Origin of the sequence: Micromonospora sp. WMMD1219 (assembly GCF_049315215.1) — a bacterium.
GTDB lineage: Bacteria > Actinomycetota > Actinomycetes > Mycobacteriales > Micromonosporaceae > Micromonospora > Micromonospora tulbaghiae.
On record NZ_CP186057.1, the window covers coordinates 1695123 to 1711863 of the forward strand.

The window sequence follows — 16741 nt, forward strand, 5'->3', positions numbered from 1 at the left end:
GCGTCAGTCCTCCTCGATGCCGTGGTCGGCGCGGACCTTCGCCGCATCGGCCTCCCGGCCCTGCTCGTCGAGCGCGCGGGCCAGCAGCCAGGCGGCCTGCGTGGCCGGGCGGGAACCGGTGGGCAGCCCGCCGAGGACCGGGCGCAGCAGCCCCTCGGCCTGCTCCGGCCGGCCGTCACGCAGCAGCAGCTCGCCGGTCAGCACCTCGACCTGGGCGGCCTCGCCGAACGCCTCGATCGACCGCAGGCGCTCCGGCACGCCGTCCACCCGGTCCAGCGCGGCGGTGAGCCGGTCCTCGCCGATCAGCACCCGGGCCACCGCGTCGGCGGCCATCGCCCGCTCGTACGTGACCACCGGCGGCTCGTCGGCGCCGACCGGCAGCGCGGCCGCTGCCTCGTCCACCCGCTCGATCGCGGCCACCGCGGCCGGCAGGTCACCGGACCAGTGCAGGGCGAGCAGCTCCCGCCGCCGGGCCCGCAACTCGTCCACCTGGTAGCCGGCGAGCCGCCAGGCGGTCGCCGCCGCCGCGAACCGCTGCGCGGCCAGGGCGTCCCGGTCGGCGTCGTAGAGCAGGCCACCGGACTCCTCCAGCACCTGCGCCCGGTGGGGGAGATTGTCCGGCCCGTCCAGGTTCTCGGCCAGCGTGTCGAGCACCGCGAGCGCCAGATCCGTCTCGCCGAGCCCCGCGTAGATGCCCGACAGCAGGTGCCGGCACCGGTCCGCCTCGGCCTGCGCACCGGCCCGGTCGAGCCCGAGCACCGCCTCCTCGGCCACCTCGGCGGCCTCGGCCAGCCGCCCGGCCATCCGGTACGCCTCGGCCAGCTCCCAGCGCAGCAGCGCGTCGCCCTCCAGCCCCTGCTCGACGCAGAGGGTGACCGCCTCGGCCAGATCCTCCACCGCCTCGCCGGCCCGGTCGGCGGCCATCAGCGCCCGGCCCCGGGTCACCCGCAGCGGCAGGTGCGCACCGGCCGGTGCCACGGACAGCGCCTCCTCACAGGCGGCCACCGCGTCGGCCGGGTCGTCGGTGGCGCGGGCGTACGCCAGGCAGGCGCCGGTGAGCATCTCGGCGTCGCCCAGCTCGCCCGCCAGCCGACGGGACCGCGCCGCCGCGTCCCGGAACTCCTCGGTCCGTTCCAGCTGCTCCAGCACGTGCGTGCGGTGCAGCGCGACCCGCCCGGCCAGCCACGGATCGGCGTCCGCCTCCGCCGCGGCCCGGTCGAGCGCGTCGAGCGCCTCCGCCCACCGCTCGCCGTGCACGTGGGCCAGGGCGAGGCGGTCCCAGCCGGCGGCCCGGTCACGCGGCCCGCCGTGCTCGGTTAGGTAGTCGGCCGACTCCCGGGCCAGGGCCAGGCCCTCGTCCGCGCTCTCCTCGGCCATGCTGAGCAGCACACCGAGCCGCCCGGCCACCACCTGGGCGCGCAGCGGGTCCGGCACCTCCCGCCACGCGGCCAGCGCCTCCCGGTTGACCTCGATCGCCACCGGTACGCCGTCGTCGTCCTGGGACAGCTCACCGGCCCGCAGCTCCAGCCGCCAGGCCCGGGTGGTCGCGGGCACGTCGGCGTCGCCGAACCGCTCGTCGTACGCGCGCAACGCGGCGACCAGACCGTCCCGGTGGTTGGTGCGCCAGCACTCCTCGGCCAGCGCGAGCAGCTCGTCGGCACCGGCGTCGGCCGGCACGGTGACCGGCTGCGCGGAGGCAACCGGAGCGTCCGGGCCGGTACGCGGCGCGGGCACCGCCGGGCGGCGCAGGCTCGCGGACAGGGGCAGATGCTCACCGACCGGCCCGGCCGCCAGCTTGCGGGCGATCAACCCGGACTGGTGCGTGGTGCCGTTGCGCGCGTCGAAGCGCTCGGCCAGCGCGGTCGCCGTACCGGCCAGCTCGTCGGCGAGCGCGCCCGCCGGCACGTCCGCGGCCGGCCGCTCGCCGGAGGCGCGGCGGTGCACCGTCAGCTCGGCCGGCACCTGACGCAGCGCCGCCGAGGCGGCGGCCGCGAAGTGCATCGCGGCAGCCGGGGTGGGCGCCCGGTCCAGCCAGTCCAGGTGCCGCTCGACCAGCTCCAGCGCGCGGGCCTCGTTGCCGGTCACGGTGCAGAACTCGACGTGGTCGGCGATGTCCCACAGGTCGGCCAGGTTGCCGCGCACCCGCCGGTACGCCTCCCGGTGCGCGTCCCGCGCGGCGTCGCCCCGGCCGGTCTCCCGGTAGGGCGTGAGCAGCGCGGTGAGGATCCCCTGCGGCTGCTCGCTACAGGTCAGCCGCCCGGCGAGCACCGGCTCGGCCAGCGCCACCGCCTCCTCGTGCCGGCCGTGCCGCACCAGGTGCGCGACCTGCGTGGTCGGATCGCAGCCGGCGCAGTCGGACAGCGCGTCGCGGGGAGTGGTCATCCACTTGCGGTACCACTGCTCCGCCGCCTCGTCGTCGCCCAGGTGCGCGGCCACCAGGTAGCGGTGCTTGTAGACCGCCTGGAGCGAGTGCCCGGAGTCGCGGTAGCGCCGTTCCATGTCGTCGAGCACCGCGTACGTCCGGTCCAGCGGCAGCTCCGGGAACTTCACCATGGCGTTGACCATGTACTTGAAGAACCAGAGCAGCTGGTGCGTGTAGCGCTGGTGGTAGGGCTGCGGGTCCTTGTCGTACTCGGCCAGGCACCAGGAGAACGTGACGAAGGACTTCGCCGGTTCGCCGCCGTAGACGTACGCGGTGGTGCCGGTGACCCGGGCGGCGAAGGTGAGGTGCCGGTCGTCGCCCGCGTCGGCGCGGCGCAGCAACTGTTCCAGTGCGGCGATCTGCCCCGGCCCGTACGGCATGGATTCGATCTCGTGGTGCATCCGCCAGAGGTCGTCGTCAGTCACGGGTCTCTCCCGGTACGGCCCGGCCGAGCAGGCCGAGGAAGGAACTGTTCAGCAGTGCGGCGTCGGCCGCCCGGATCGGGTGGTGCCCGAGCAGCAGGGCCTGCCCGTAGAGCGCCTCGACGGCCAGCCCGACCAGCTCCGGGTCGGCGAGCGTGGTGACCCGGCGGACCAGCGGGTTGCGGTGGTTGAGCACCAGTTGCGGGCGGTCCGGCGGGGCGGAGGCGGCGAGCGCGTCGAGCACGCCGCCCCACAGCTCGTCGGCCTTGTCCCGGCTGGCGGCGAGCTGGTCGTGGAACGCGGCGGAGCGGGACACCAGGTAGAGCGCCGGCAGCGACACCGGGTCGTACGCCCGGATCACGACCTCGCAGCCGAGCCGTTCCAGGGCCCGCTGCGCGGCGGTGAGGAACGGCCGCAGGGCCAGCTCGGTCGCCGGGTCGAGGATCTCGAACCGGGTGGTGAGGTCGCTCGGCTCCAGCCGCTCGATCAGCACCGACCGGTCCACAGTGGGCAGCCGTTCGATCAGCTCGGTGTCGTACGTGTAGCCGCCGTTGACCACTGCCAGATCCTGCGCGGCGGCCACGGCGGCGAGCTGACGGAACTCGTCCAGGCTGGCGGCGTACCGGAGCACGCCGTGCCGCTGCCGGAACTCGGCGAGCGTGAGCGTGCCGACGTTGGTGTCCATCGGCCACCACTGGTCGACCAGCCGCAGCATCTCGTCGTCGTGCATCGCGAGCGCCTTGACCCCGAGGTGGTGCACCTGGAGGAACTCGCCGAGCCGGCGCGGGTCGTGCTTGGCGAGCCGGACCAGCCAGCCGCGGATCTGGTCGCCGAGCGCCTCCCGGACGGAGGTGAGCAGCGTGTCCTCGTAGAGCGCCTCGCGGCTGGCGGTGGGGCGCAGCTCGCTGGCGTCGACCACGCAGTGGGCGAAGAAGGCCCACTCGGGCAGCAGCCCGTCGGCGTGCTCGCTGAGCAGCATCCGCTTGAGGTAGACCCGGTGCCCGGCCCGGGCGGCCGGGTTCACCGCCGCGGGCAGGATGAACGCCACGCCGGTCAGGCCGGCCTCGGGCACCGACAGCGGCACCACGTCGAACGGGACGAACCCGAGCAGCTCCTGCGCGTACCGCTGGAGCGCGGCCCGGTCCACCGGTGCTCCGGGCGTGGTCGGCCACGGCGGCGGGCCGGAGGTGGTCGGCGTGTCACCGACCCGGACGTCGACCGGCAGCAGGCCGCCGTAGAGGCGGGCCAGCTCGGTGACGGTGGGCACGCCGAGCCACTGGTCGGCGTCGCGCCGGGGCACCAGCGTGACCGTGGTGCCGGGCTCGTCCCGGGCCTGCTCCGGCTCGGCGAGCCGCACCGCGTACCGCCCGTCGGACCAGCCCGTCCAGAGCACTGTGGGCTCGTCGGCGTGCCGGGTGACCACCCGGATCTCGTCCGCCACCAGGAAGCAGGAGAGCAGGCCGATGCCGAACTGGCCGAGGAACTCGTGCCGGGAGAAGCCCAGCTCGTCGCGCTTGGAGCTGCGGCCGATGGTGGCGAGCAGCTCGTGCACCTGCGCCTCGGTCAGGCCGATGCCGGTGTCGTGCACGCGCAGCGTCCCGTCGCCGGTCAGTTCCGGCGGCTCGATGCGGACCCGCGCCGGGGCTTCCGGCTCGGCGGACCGCCGTGCGGTGATCGCGTCGACGGCGTTCTGGAGCAGCTCGCGCACGTACACCCGCGGACTGCCGTAGAGGTGATGACTGAGCAGGTCGACCACGCCACGGAGGTCCACCTGGAAGGTGCGGTCCAATCGCGCTCCCGGTTCGGATTTTCGGCGCTCACCGTACCGGTCAGCGCCGACAGTGTCCGTCCCGTTTCACCCCTCCCCTCCCGCCCACCTCCTCACCGATCTTGCAGTTTCTGCCCAGGCGAACATGCACAAAAAGGACCAGACAGGGGCCGCAACTGCAAGATCAACGGGGTGAGGGTTCGAAGCCGGCGAGGCGAGTGGCGATTCGGTTCCGGGCCGGGGGCACTGTGGAGACGAGGCGGAGCAGCAGGTTGCGTAGCGGGCGGAGTGGCGGCGGGGCGGCGGCGAGCCGGGTCAGGCCGGCGGCGAAGCCGAGCACCTCCTCGGCGAGGGGGCGGCGGTCGGCGGCGTACCCGTCGAGGGCCTGCGGCCCGGCGGCGAGCGCGTCGCCGAGGGCGACCGCGTCCCGCAGGCCGAGGTTCATCCCCTGCCCACCGGCGGGGCTGTGCACGTGCGCCGCGTCCCCGGCGAGCAGCACCGGGCCGGAGCGGTACGTGCTCGCGATCCGGTGGTGGATCCGGAACCGGGACGACCACGCCATGCCGGTGACCCGGTCCGGCCGGCGCGCCGGACCGCGCTCGTCGAGCAGCGCCTGGAAGTGGTGCGCCTGCGGGTCGCGCGGCGCGGCGTCCACCGTGGCGACCAGCCGGACCGTGCCGTCGGGCAGCGGCGCCCAGACCAGTGGGCCCTGCCGGGACAGGAAGAGGCTCACCTGGTCGCGCGGCAGCGTGCTGTCCACGTGGACGTCGGCGAGCAGGAACGACTCCCCGGGGTCGGCCGGGCCGCCGAAGCCGATGCCGGCGAGTTCGCGGACCCGGCTGTGCATCCCGTCCGCACCGACGACCCAGCGCGCGCGGACCGCGCGGCCGCCGTCGAAGCGCGCGACGGCGCCGTCGCCGTCGAGGTCCAGCCCGGTCATCTCGTACGGCCGCAGCACGCGCCCGCCGAGCGCGGTGAGCCGGTCGGCGAGCACCGCCTCGGTCTCGGCCTGCGAGATCAGCAGCGCGTACGGGTAGCGCGACGGCAACCGGTCGAAGGGGACGGTGACCAGCACCCGGTCCCGGTCGCGGACGCTGAACCGGGCCGAGCGCAGCCCTCGGGCGGCGAGCGGCGCGGCGATCCCGATCCGGTCCAGCACCTCCAGGGTGCCGGCGTGCACGACCGCGGCGCGCGAGGTGACCGGCGGTTCGGCGAGCCGGTCGACGACTGTCGCGGTCACGCCGTGCCCGGCCAGCGTCACCGCCACGGCCAGGCCGGTCGGCCCGGCTCCCACCACGAGGACGTCAGTGCGTTCGGGCAGCATCGTTCCACCTCCGGGTCGGGTCAACAACTGTTTGCCAACGCTTGTTGGCTTCACTGTAGAGCCGATGTCAACACGTGTTGGCATACAGTCGTGGACGTGACCGAACCCGCCACCCGCGCCCGCCGCTCGGACGCCACCCGGGCGGCCATCCTGCGCGCCGCCCGGGAACGCTTCGCCACCGACGGCTACGACCGGGCCACCATCCGGGCCATCGCCGCCGACGCCCGCATCGACCCCTCGATGGTGATGCGCTACTACGGCAGCAAGGAGGGACTCTTCGCCGCGGCGGCCGAGTTCGACCTGCGCCTGCCCGACCTGGCCGAGGTGCCGCCGGACCGGCTCGGCGAGACACTGACCCGGCACTTCGTGCGCCGCTGGGAGGCGGACGGGACACTCGTCGCCCTGCTCCGGGCCGCCGCCACCAACCCCGGCGCGGCCGAACGGATGCGCGGCGTCTTCGCCGGCCAGCTCGCCACAGCGGTGGCCAGTTGCGTTGCCGACCCGGCGACCGCCGCCCGCCGGGCCGGCCTGGTGGCCAGCCAGATCCTCGGTCTCGCGCTCACCCGGTACGTCGTCCGGCTGCCACCGGTGGTGGACCTCGACCCGGAGGAACTGGCCACCTGGGTCGGCCCGACGATTCAGCGCTACCTGACCCAACCTTTGCCCCCGTCCCGCGCGTCTGGCGGGTGACGGAGGGAGGAGCCGGATGGGGCGCGACGCGGACGACGGGCGGGCGGACTACCTCGCCTTCGTCGAGGCGCACCAGCACCGGCTGCTGCGCGCCGCGTACCTGATCTGCGGGAACCGCCACCAGGCCGAGGACCTGCTCCAGGACGCGCTGCTCAAGCTGGCGCTGCGCTGGTCGTCGGTGCGCGACGGCGACCCGGCCGCGTACGTGCGCGCCATCCTCTACCGCGACGCCGTCTCCTGGTGGCGACGCCGGCGGCGGGAGTGGCTCAGCGCGTACCCGCCGGACCGGCCGGGTGCCGACGCCGACGCCGCGCTGCGGCTCACCGTGCGCGCGGCGCTGGACCGGCTGCCGCCACGCCAGCGGGCCGTCGTGGTGCTGCGCTACTTCGAGGATCTGACCGAGGTCGCCACCGCCGAGGCGCTCGGCGTCACAGTCGGCACGGTCAAGAGCCAGTGCCACGACGCGTTGCGCCGGCTGCGCGACGTCGTACCCGCCCCCGGCACGTCCGGAGACGACCTGGTGACCGGGATGGAGGCGAGCCCGTGAACGAGCCCGAGCTGACCCGGCTGCTGACCCGGGCCGCCGAGGAGATCCGGCCGACCCGGCCGGCCGAGACGGGATGGGACCGGGCCGGTCGGGTCCGCCGCGCCCGCCGGGCCGCCGGCGCCGCGGCCGTCGCCGTGGTCCTGCTCGGCGGCGGTACGACGGCACTGCTGCACCGCGCCGGCCCGCCCCCCGCCGCACCGCCCCGCCCGACTGTGACCTCGGCACCGAGCGCGCCGGTGGTGCAGCGGCCCCCGGACCGGCTCGGACAGGCGGGCGACCCGCTGGGCCGGCTCGGCGACCGGGTCGCCTACGGCCTGTCCGACCGCCCGGTGCGCCGGGCGCTGGCGCTGTATCAGCCGATCGACCCGGAGACCGGCGAGGCCGGCCCGGTCCGGGTGCTGGGTGACGACGGCATGGTCCGGGAACTCGACGTGGTGACGCTCGCGCCCACCCGCGACGCCGGGGGCAACGAGGCCGCTCCGCTCAAGCCGGGCAGCCTGTCGCCGGACGGCCGGACCGCCGCGTTCGCGCAGACCGGCGAGGTCGTCGTGGTCGGCCTGACCGACGGCGCGGTCCGCCGCTACCCGCTCGCCGGCTACCTGGAACACGTGGTCTGGGCCGGGGACCGGCTGGTGGTCGGGGACAACGACACCGCGTACGAGCTGGACCGGCGCACCGGATCGGCGCGGAAGCTCCCGGTCGACCCGTGGACGCTCGTCGTGCCCGAGCCGGCCCGGTCCGGTGACCTGTTCACAGTGGGCGGCTGGGCCGGGGACGGTGGCCTGGCCGTACGCCGGTTCCCCGCCTCCGGTGGCGCGCCGGAGCGGCGGCCGGTGACCGCCGGGGAGCTTCCCCCCGGTTACCAGGTGAACGAGGTCTACGGGCGGGGCTGGCAGCGCGGCGACCGGATCGGCCAGGCCGGGTGGACCACCACCGCGGGCGCCGCCGGCACGATGAGCGGTGCCGAGGGCGTGGCGGTGCTCGACGCCCGTACCGGGGCGGTGACCCGCCTGCTCGACCTGGGCCGCGAGGACCGGGCGAAGGGGTGCTGCGAGGTGTACGGCTGGACCGCCGACGGCGCGTTGCTGCTCCGCTACGACGCCGGGCTGGCCCGGTGGCGGCCGGAGACCGGTGCCGTCGACTGGGTGGCGAGCAACGTCCCCGGCCGGCTGTCGATCGCCGCCGGCTGACCGGTCCCGGCCGGTCCCGCCGAGCGGAGCCGAGCGGAACGCGACCGGTCCCGCCGCGCGGTGACGGCGGGACCGGCCGGGACGCTCAGCGGGTCAGGCCGCCGGGCTGGTCGCCCTTCACGACGGGCGCCCGGACCAGGTTGCCCCACTCGGTCCACGAGCCGTCGTAGTTGCGCACCTGCGGGAACCCGAGCAGGTGGTGCAGCACGAACCAGGTGTGGCTGGACCGCTCACCGATCCGGCAGTACGCCACCACGTCGTCGGACGGGCTCAGCCCGAGCTGGTCGGCGTAGATGGCGCGCAGCTCGTCGGCGGACTTGAACGTCCCGTCGTCGTTCGCGGCGGACTTCCACGGCTTGCTCACCGCGCCCGGGATGTGCCCGCCGCGCAGCGCGCCCTCCTGCGGGTAGTCCGGCATGTGCAGCATCTCGCCGGTGTACTCGCCGGGCGACCGCACGTCCACGAGCGGCCGGCCGGCCGCCACGTGCGCCATGACCTGTTCCCGGTACGCGCGGATCGGCGCGTCGTTGCGCTCCGGCACCGGGTACGAGGCGCGGGGCCGGCTCACCTTGTCCCGGGTCAGCTCCCGCCCCTCGGCGATCCACTTCTGCCGGCCGCCGTCGAGCAGCCGCACGTCAGCGTGACCGAAGAGGGAGAAGACCCAGAGGGCGTACGCGGCCCACCAGTTGAAGTTGTCGCCGTAGAAGACGACCGTGTCGTCCCGCCCGATGCCCTTGGCCGCGCACAGCTCGGCGAAGCTCGCGGCGTCCAGGTAGTCGCGGGTGACCTGGTCGTTGAGTTCGGTGTGCCAGTCGACCTTGACGGCGCCGGGGATGTGGCCGGTGTCGTAGAGGAGCACGTCCTCGTCGGACTCGACCACCACGAGCCCTTCGTCGCCCAGGTGCTCGGCCAGCCACTCGGTGGTGACGAGGCGCTGCGGGTCGGCGTACGACTGGAGGTGGGGATGCGGATCGCTCGGCACAGGCATGATCCCCAAGGTACGCCGGATCAGCGGAGTGCGGTGCCGGTCAGGCGCGGCGGTGGACCAGCCGGCCCGCGACCACGGTGGCCAGGCAGGAGCCGTCCGGGCCGAACACGGCGAGGTCGGCCCGCCCGCCGGTCACCAGCGCGGGCGGCCGGGCGACCGGCAGCACCGCCACGTCGTTACGGGCCGCGGCGGACCGCAGTGCGGGATCGGTGACATGGTCGTCGAGCACCGCGGCGGCGCCGAGCCGGAACAACGCGTGCACCCGCTCGCGGGGCGTGGGCGCCGGAGGCAGCGGGCCGTCGTGCACGAGCGCCGGCCCGAGCGTTCCGGCCCACCGCCGCACCCGCACTCCGGGGTACGCGCCGGACAGCTCGGCCGCCGGCACGATCGCCTCGACCCGGTCACCGGCGACCACGACCGCCAGCCCGGGGCGGGACGGGTCGTCGACGGTGAGCCGCAGCAGGTCGGCGGCGTGGACCGTACGCACGCTCAGTCGGCCTCGACCGGCCCGAGCACCGGCCGTTTCGCGGTGATGAAGTCGCCGGAGGACCGCCCGGTCAGCCGGCGCTTGATCCACGGCGCCAGGTGCTTGCCGGCCCACCGCAGGTCGGCGGCGCGCGCGGCGAGCCACGGGCTGGGCGCCGGGTGCGGCGGCACCAGCAGCCACTCCTCCTCGCAGCCGACGCCGAGCGCGGTGAGCACCTGCGCGGCGACCCGGCGGTGGCCCTCCGCGGACAGGTGAATCCGGTCGGTGCTCCAGAGCAGCGGGTTGAGGTAGGTGTCGTCGGCGTACAGGTCGACCAGGATCGCGCCGTGCCGCTCGGCCACCTCGCCGACCACCCGGTTGAGCAGCGCCACGCGCGGGGCCATCATGCGCTGGCCGGGCAGCCGGGACATCACGTCGGCGAACCGGAACAGCACCACGTCGCTGCCGCCGGACCGCAGCCGCTGCACGACCGCGTCGAAGCGGGGGACGAACGCGTCCGCGTCGAAGCTGCGGCGCAGCACGTCGTTGCCGCCGGCCGCGAAGCTGATCAGATCGGGCTTCATCGCCAGCGCTGCGGGCACCTGCTCGGCCACCACGTTCGGGAACAGCCGGCCCCGGATGGCCAGGTTGGCGTACCCGAAGTCGGGACCGGCCTCGGCGGCGAGGCGGGTGGCGACCAGATCGGCCCAGCCCCGGTAGCTGCCGTCCGGATATGCGTCGTCCATGCCCTCGGTGAAGCTGTCGCCCACCGCCACGTAGCTGCGCCAGCGCACGGCGCCTCCCTCAGACGTCCCGGCAGAAGTGCGTCGCACAGTCTGTCACCGCGCGGGCCGGTCCCGCTGGCCCTGGACGCCGGACGTGGCGGATGTCTCGACGTCCTGTTCACGAGCGCCACCCGGCGGGACAAATCCGTCCGACACGTCCGGCGGGGCAGAATCCGTCGCCCGGACCGGGGATGATGTCTGCCGTCATCCGGCTGTGCGAAAACCGTCCGGCCGGTCCCGCACCCGGCACGAGCGAGGAACCACATGACGCAGGGGCACCCACCGGCGGCGGGCTGGCCACCGCCCGGCAACGCCGACCCCCGGTACGGCGCGGCACCGCCGCCCGCGCAGCCGGGGCCGTGGGGGCCGCCGCCCCCGGCACCGAAGTCCCGCCGTGGGCTCTGGATCGGGCTCGCTGCGGGCGCGCTCGCGCTGGCGGTCTGCGCCGGCACGGCGGTCGGCGTCGGGCTGGGCATGCGCGGCGACGACGAGGACGGCCCGGCGCCGAAGGCGGCGGCCGGCGCGAACGGCGTCACCGTCACGGACGCCGAGCTGACCGCACTGCTCGACCGGCACAGCACGGCGCTGGCGGCGAAGGACCTGGACGGCTACCTGGCCGCGTTCGACCCGGCCCGTAAGGAGCTGGTCACCGGGCAGGCCCAGCTGTTCCGCAACCTGGCGAAGCTGCCGCTGTCGGTGGCCCGCTACGAGATGATCGAGAAGCAGGGCCGCGTGAGCGACACCTTCGGGCAGGGCATCACGTTCCAGCTCGACGTCTCCTTCGTGCACCAGCTGGACGGCTTCGACCTGGCACCGGTCGCCGAGTGGTACCGCTGGACGATCGTCCGCGCCGGCAAGGACGCGCCCATCCAGGTCACCGCGGTGACCGGCGCGCCGGCCGGCGGCAACGGCGACTCGAAGACCGTCTACTACCCCGGGCCGTGGGACAAGTGGCAGGAGATCCACGTCGAGCGGACCCCGTTCGCCCTGATCATCACCGACGCGGCCCGGGCCGGCGTGGCGAGGCGGTACGCCCCGGCCGTCGACAAGGCGGTGACGAGCAACCTGGCCGTGTGGCGGGCCAACGCGCCGCCCGAGCCGCTGTCGGACAAGTTCGTCGTCACGCTCGCCGACGGCAAGGACGAGATGACCTCGCTCTACCGGATCGGCACCGAGAAGGCCACCGAGGCGGGCTACTCGGTGGGCATGGTCGCCGCCGAACGCAAGGACGGCAAGGACACGATCGGCGGCACCCGCGTCGTGGTGGACACCAGCGATCGTTACTTCACCCGCTCCGGCGGCGACAACGACGCCCACATGGTGTTGCGGCACGAAATCGCGCACTCCCTGATGACACTCCGCACCGACCTGGCCGCCGTGGACGAGTTCAGCAAGCTCGACGAGTGGGTGGTGGAGGGCTTCGCCGAGTACATCGCCTTCCACGGCCGCCCTCTGGCCGCCAGCGACCGTACCGCGCCGTCCCGGCAGATGGTCCGCAACGGCTGGAACGGCGCGCTGCCCGGCAACAGCGACTGGGACAACCCCGGGATGCTGACCTTCCACTACTGGCTCGGGCACACCGCGATGAACCACCTCGCCGAGAAGCACGGCGAGCCGAAGCTGTTCCGCTTCGTCGAGGCGGTCTACGCCGGCACCCCTACCGACCGCGCCGCCCGGGACGTGCTCGGCGTGTCGCTCGACGAGTTCCGGGCCGGCTGGGCCGACTACGTCCGCGAACTGGACGGCTGACGGAAACGGGAGACGACCGATGACCTATCAGCACCAGCAGTACCCGCCGCCCGCGTACCCGCCGGTGGGCCGGCCGGGTCCGGCCGGTGCGCCGCCGTCGGCGCCGAAGCGGCGCGGGCGCGTGGCGTTGCTCGTCGCCGGTGGCCTGGTGGCGGTGCTCGCGGTCGCGGGCGGCACCGCCTACGGCGTGTCCCGGCTGGTCGGCGGCGGTGACGACGACGGGAAGAAGCTGCGCACCGCGTGGGTGCTGGACTTCCCGGAGCGGCAGCGCAACGGGCTGAAGACGTACGACGGGCAGGACATGTTCGGCGCCTGGCTGGTCGGTGACGCCGTGGTCCGGGCCCAGCCGGACGGGATCATCGCCTACCGGCTCGGCGACGGCGCCCAGGCGTGGGGCGTGCCCGCGCCGCAGGCGTCCTCGCTGTGCGCGGCCGCCCAGACGCTGGCCGAGGGGCGGGGTGTGGTGGCGCTCGGTTCCGCCGACTCCTGCGACACGCTCGTCGGTTTCGACGCGGCCGGCGGCACGCAGACGTGGCGGGCGACGTTCCCGGTCGAACGCCGGACGGGCCGGTCCGAGATCGCCGCCCCGGACCTGTCCGTGGCCGCCGGGCAGGTCGTCGTGCGCAGCGGCGAGAGCGTTCTCGGCTACTCGCTGGCCGACGGCAAGCGGCTGTGGCAGACCGACGCCGACCGGCTGCTGCCCGGTCGCGACTGCCGTCTGACCCAGGCGCAGGCCGCCGGGGACCAGGCGGTGGTCACCGCGCGCTGTGACGGCGACCAGGGCGCGCTGCTCGGCCTGGACCCGGCCACCGGCAAGCCGCGCTGGCAGCAGAAACTGCCCGCCGCGCAGCAGAGCGCCGGGGTGCTGAGCGTCGACCCGCTGGTCAGCCTGCCCGGCCTGGTCAGCGAGACGTTCGTCGCGCGCGACGCCGCCGGCAAGGCGCGGGCCACGTTCGGCAACCCCGTCGACGGTACGCGGTTCAGCGACCTTCCGATCAACCGCTCCAACACGGTCAGCGGGCCGGAGATCCGGCCGTACCTGGCCGACGCGGACACGCTCTACCTGCCCACCGAGGCGACGAACGTCGGCGGCAAGATACGCCAGGCCAACCAGGTGGTGGCGATCGACCTGGCAACCGGCAAGCGGCGCTGGGTGTCGGCCGGGCACACCGACGGCGAGGTGGAACTCATCCGCCTCGACGAGCAGGGCGTGCTGGCGTGGGAGGTGGGCGACCGGCGGGATCTCGCCCCGCGGCTGGTCCGCATCGACCCGGTCACCGGCGCGGTGAGCGTGCTGGCCGAGGCGCCGCTGTCGGCCGGCACCGAGGGCAGCGACGCGAAGGTGCTGGAGCGCGACGGCACGGTGGTGCTGGTGCCGTGGAAGCACGTCACCGCGGACGCGGCGATCACCGTCCTGCGCTGAGTACGACGCGGGGCGGGCCACCCGTCGGTGACCCGCCCCGCGTCGCCTGTCGTCAGGCAGGCACGTAAGCCAGCAGCGGCGCCCCGCTCAGCCCGGCCGGCTCGGTCACCGTCCCGACCGGCTGGAAACGCTTGTCCAGCACGCTGATGCCGTTGTCGCGCCGGACCAGCACCGTGCCGTCGGTGCTGAACAGGATGCTCCGTACCTCGCCCGTGCCGGGCAGGTCGACCACCTTGCTGGTCCTGGTGTCGACCACCGCGAAGCTCCCGTCGTTGCGGGTCTCGTCCTTGTTGATCCAACCGACGGCCACGTACCGGCCGTCCGCCGAGACGCTGCGGACCCGCCAGCCGTCGTAGCGGGCCGCCTGGGCCGCCGGCGGCGTGTAGCGGTAGAACGTCACCTTCGGGTCGGTCGTCGCGTACGGCCGGCCCTCGGAGACGGCGGCCCAGTTGCGGCCGTCCGGCGTCCACCACTTCAGAGTCTCGTTGCCGGCGTCGCCGTCGGCGGGCTTGCGGCTGCTCAGGTCGATGAGCGCCATGTGGCCGTCCTGCTGCACCAGCACCCGGTCGTTGGTGTTCCACACGAGCGGGTCGCCGCCGTCGCAGGGCGCCTTGCCGGAGAAGGGCGGCTCCGCCGCGATGGTGGCCCGGTCGCTGCCGTCGATCCGGGTGGTCACGAGCTTGCCGGCCTCCGCTCCGGCCGCTCCCTCCACCCAGGCCAGCCGCTCGCCGTACGGCGAGATCGTGATGGTGTTCCGGACGCAGTCGCCGCCGCCGTACGGGACGCTGGCGCTCACCCGGTCGGTACCGCCCTTGACGACGTGCACCTCCGCGGCCTGCTCGCCGAACGACAGGTAGTACCGGGTGCCGGGCAGTGCGGCGGAGGAGGCGTCCGACGGGCTCGGGGCGGCGGACGACGGTGCGGCGGCGGACGACTGCCCGGCTGCGGGGGCGGACGGCGTGGACCCGCCGTCGCCGCAGGCGCTCACGCCCACGGCGACGAACGCGGCGGCGGCGAGGGCGGCGACGGTACGTAGTCCGCGGGCGCTGGTGACGATGACGTTCACGAATCGATCCTCGGGGGTTGGTTGGTGCGCGTCTCTGATGCACTCCCAGACGTCGGTTTCGATCTGCATGGTTGCCGCTTGATCGAAAGAACTTCGGCCCGGGTCGGCGGACGCGGACAGGCCCCCGGCGCACGAAGCGCCAGGGGCCTGTAGGGGTTGTCTGAGGCGGCTCAGGGCACGTACGCCAGCAGTGCCCGGCTCCGGGTCGGGGCCGGCTCGGTCACCGTGCCGAGTGGCTTGAACTCACGGTCGAGGACCGTGATGCCGGTACCGCGCCGCAGCAACACCGTGCCGTCGGCGCTGAACAGGATGCTCCGTACCTCGCCCGTGCCGGGCAGGTCGACCACCTTGCTGGTCCTGGTGTCGACCACCGCGAAGCTGCCGTCCCGGCGGGACGGGTCGGTGCCGATCCAGCCCACTGCCACGTAGCGGCCGTCGGTGGACACGCTGCGGGCCTCCCAGCCGCCCCACTTCGCGGCCTCCTGCGCGGGTGGGGTGTAGGTGTACTGCCGCAGGTCGGTGGTGTCCGAGACGTAGGGCTTGCCGTCCGACTCGGCGGCCAGCCAGGTGCCGTCGGCGGACCAGCAGCGTTTGGTCTCCTGGCCCGGGTCGCCGACGACCTGCTTGTTGGCCGTCACGTCGTAGAGCACGGACTGGCGGTTCTTCCGCTGCACCATCAACAGGTCGTCGCCCTTCCACCGCAGCGGCCGGGCACCGAGGCAACTGATCCCCTCCGCGAGGGTCGTCGCCCCCTTCTCTCCGACGGTGGCGATCAGCAGCACCCCGTTCGCGTTGTCGGTGCTGTCCTGCACCCACACCACCCGCTTGCCGTCCGGCGAGATGCTGACGGTGTTGGCCTCGCAGCGAGAGGCGGCCTCGTGGACGACCTCGTGAACCACCCGGTCCTGCGTGCCGCGGACCTCGTGGATCCGCGACCGGGTGGACGTCTGCTGCAGGTAGTAGCGGGTACCGGCCAGCGACGACTGCGCCTGGCCCGTGGCGGTGCTCGCGTCGGCGGACGACGTGCGGGACGGATCGGTGGAGGGCGTACGGGACGGCTCGACCGGCGGGGCGGTGACTGTGACCGACGGGCCGGCCGGTGCGGGCGCCTGGCTGTTCGGCCGGATCGCCAGTGCCGTCCCGGTCGCGGCGGCCAGCACCACGAGCGCGGCGGCGGAGGTGGCGACGGCCCGCTGGATGCCCAGCCGCCGCGAGGTACGCAGCGCCCGGTCACGCAGGTCGACCGGGGTGACCTCCTCGGCCAGGTCGGCCAGGTCGAAACGCAGTCGGTCCTGGTTCATCGGGCGGTTCCTTCCGTGACGTACAGCTCGGCGAGCTCCGGGGCCACGCTGCGCAGCTTCGCCAGCGCCTTGGAGGTCTGGCTCTTGACGGTGCCGACGGTCACGCCGAGCAGTTCGGCGGCCTCGGATTCGGTGCGGTCCTCGAAGAACCGCAGGACCAGCACGGCCCGTTGCTTGGCGGACAGCCGGGCCAGCGCGGACCGGAGGGTCAGCCGGAGCGTGGTCTGCTGGGCGTGGTCGGGGGTCGAGTCGCCTCCGCGCGGCTCGGGCATGTCGCCCGGCATCGACTCGGCCACCCGGCGGCGCCGCCACCAGGAGACCTGCAGGTGGTACATGATCTTCCGGGTGTACGCCTCCGCGTTGCCGGTCTCGTGCAACCGGTTCCAGGCACGGTGGGTACGGGCGAGCGCGGACTGGACGAGATCCTCGGCCAGGTGCTGGTCGCCGGTCAGCAGGTAGGCGGATCGCAGTAACGCGGGGGTGCGAGTTCGGACGAACAGGTCGAACTCATTCAGGAGAGGGTCCACACGAGCCGGTCCTTGGGGTCAGGTGGTGCATCAGCGTGATGCCTTCCGAGACGCCAGTTGTCCACGCCATGGT

14 protein-coding genes are annotated in these 16741 nt (G+C 74.3%); 5 read left to right on the forward strand and 9 right to left on the reverse strand.

Translation table 11 applies throughout. The annotated features are described in order from the left end of the window. Positions 1 to 3 precede the first annotated feature (3 nt). The 3 genes from ACN27C_RS08190 to ACN27C_RS08200 all read right to left on the reverse strand — a co-directional run bounded on the left by ACN27C_RS08190 (position 4) and on the right by ACN27C_RS08200 (position 5936). A complete protein-coding gene (locus ACN27C_RS08190; RefSeq protein WP_358170643.1) occupies positions 4 to 2847 on the reverse strand; it encodes a hypothetical protein in 2844 nt (947 codons plus the stop codon). Then, complete coding sequence (locus ACN27C_RS08195) at positions 2840 to 4633, reverse strand: HSP90 family protein (RefSeq protein ID WP_358170640.1); 1794 nt, start codon at positions 4631 to 4633, stop codon at positions 2840 to 2842. The genes ACN27C_RS08190 and ACN27C_RS08195 overlap by 8 nt, the downstream gene beginning before the upstream one ends. A gap of 163 nt (positions 4634 to 4796) precedes the next feature. Then, the gene (locus ACN27C_RS08200) at positions 4797 to 5936 is read right to left on the reverse strand and encodes an FAD-dependent monooxygenase (RefSeq protein WP_422750844.1); all 1140 of its coding nucleotides are present in this window, start codon (positions 5934 to 5936) and stop codon (positions 4797 to 4799) included. Between the two features lie 90 nt (positions 5937 to 6026). Between ACN27C_RS08200 and ACN27C_RS08205 the strand changes: the two genes are divergently transcribed. Genes ACN27C_RS08205 through ACN27C_RS08215 form a run of 3 tightly spaced genes read left to right on the forward strand, consistent with a single transcriptional unit; the run spans position 6027 to position 8363 of the window. Next, a complete protein-coding gene (locus tag ACN27C_RS08205) occupies positions 6027 to 6626 on the forward strand; it encodes a TetR family transcriptional regulator (protein ID WP_121686476.1) in 600 nt (199 codons plus the stop codon). A gap of 16 nt (positions 6627 to 6642) precedes the next feature. After that, positions 6643 to 7173, forward strand: coding sequence for a SigE family RNA polymerase sigma factor (locus tag ACN27C_RS08210; protein ID WP_184977550.1), 531 nt, complete (start codon positions 6643 to 6645; stop codon positions 7171 to 7173). Then, a complete protein-coding gene (locus tag ACN27C_RS08215) occupies positions 7170 to 8363 on the forward strand; it encodes a hypothetical protein (protein WP_422750845.1) in 1194 nt (397 codons plus the stop codon). The genes ACN27C_RS08210 and ACN27C_RS08215 overlap by 4 nt, the downstream gene beginning before the upstream one ends. An 85-nt stretch (positions 8364 to 8448) precedes the next feature. Here ACN27C_RS08215 and ACN27C_RS08220 read toward each other — a convergent pair whose 3' ends face one another. The 3 genes from ACN27C_RS08220 to ACN27C_RS08230 are packed head-to-tail and all read right to left on the reverse strand — an operon-like array spanning position 8449 to position 10611. After that, entirely contained in the window at positions 8449 to 9351 is a 903-nt protein-coding gene (locus ACN27C_RS08220) for a sulfurtransferase (protein WP_121685746.1), read from the reverse strand. Positions 9352 to 9391: 40 nt separating this feature from the next. Then, positions 9392 to 9838, reverse strand: coding sequence for a hypothetical protein (locus ACN27C_RS08225; RefSeq protein WP_121685747.1), 447 nt, complete (start codon positions 9836 to 9838; stop codon positions 9392 to 9394). Positions 9839 to 9840: 2 nt separating this feature from the next. Then, positions 9841 to 10611 (reverse strand): SGNH/GDSL hydrolase family protein, encoded by a 771-nt coding sequence (locus ACN27C_RS08230; RefSeq protein ID WP_120572474.1) that lies wholly within the window; start codon positions 10609 to 10611, stop codon positions 9841 to 9843. Between the two features lie 255 nt (positions 10612 to 10866). Here ACN27C_RS08230 and ACN27C_RS08235 point away from each other — a divergent pair, with 255 nt between their 5' ends. Then, complete coding sequence (locus tag ACN27C_RS08235) at positions 10867 to 12351, forward strand: hypothetical protein (RefSeq protein ID WP_120572475.1); 1485 nt, start codon at positions 10867 to 10869, stop codon at positions 12349 to 12351. Positions 12352 to 12370: 19 nt separating this feature from the next. Beyond that, positions 12371 to 13774 carry a PQQ-like beta-propeller repeat protein gene (locus ACN27C_RS08240; protein WP_422750846.1) on the forward strand — a complete coding sequence of 468 codons (1404 nt, stop codon included), beginning with the start codon at positions 12371 to 12373 and terminating at the stop codon, positions 13772 to 13774. A gap of 52 nt (positions 13775 to 13826) precedes the next feature. Here ACN27C_RS08240 and ACN27C_RS08245 read toward each other — a convergent pair whose 3' ends face one another. The 3 genes from ACN27C_RS08245 to ACN27C_RS08255 all read right to left on the reverse strand — a co-directional run bounded on the left by ACN27C_RS08245 (position 13827) and on the right by ACN27C_RS08255 (position 16668). Continuing rightward, positions 13827 to 14840: a hypothetical protein gene (locus ACN27C_RS08245; RefSeq protein ID WP_387032586.1), complete on the reverse strand. Its 1014-nt coding sequence runs from the start codon at positions 14838 to 14840 to the stop codon at positions 13827 to 13829. Between the two features lie 170 nt (positions 14841 to 15010). Then, complete coding sequence (locus tag ACN27C_RS08250) at positions 15011 to 16141, reverse strand: hypothetical protein (RefSeq protein ID WP_364811121.1); 1131 nt, start codon at positions 16139 to 16141, stop codon at positions 15011 to 15013. Beyond that, positions 16138 to 16668 (reverse strand): SigE family RNA polymerase sigma factor, encoded by a 531-nt coding sequence (locus tag ACN27C_RS08255; protein WP_120572478.1) that lies wholly within the window; start codon positions 16666 to 16668, stop codon positions 16138 to 16140. The genes ACN27C_RS08250 and ACN27C_RS08255 overlap by 4 nt, the downstream gene beginning before the upstream one ends. Positions 16669 to 16741: the final 73 nt, after the last annotated feature.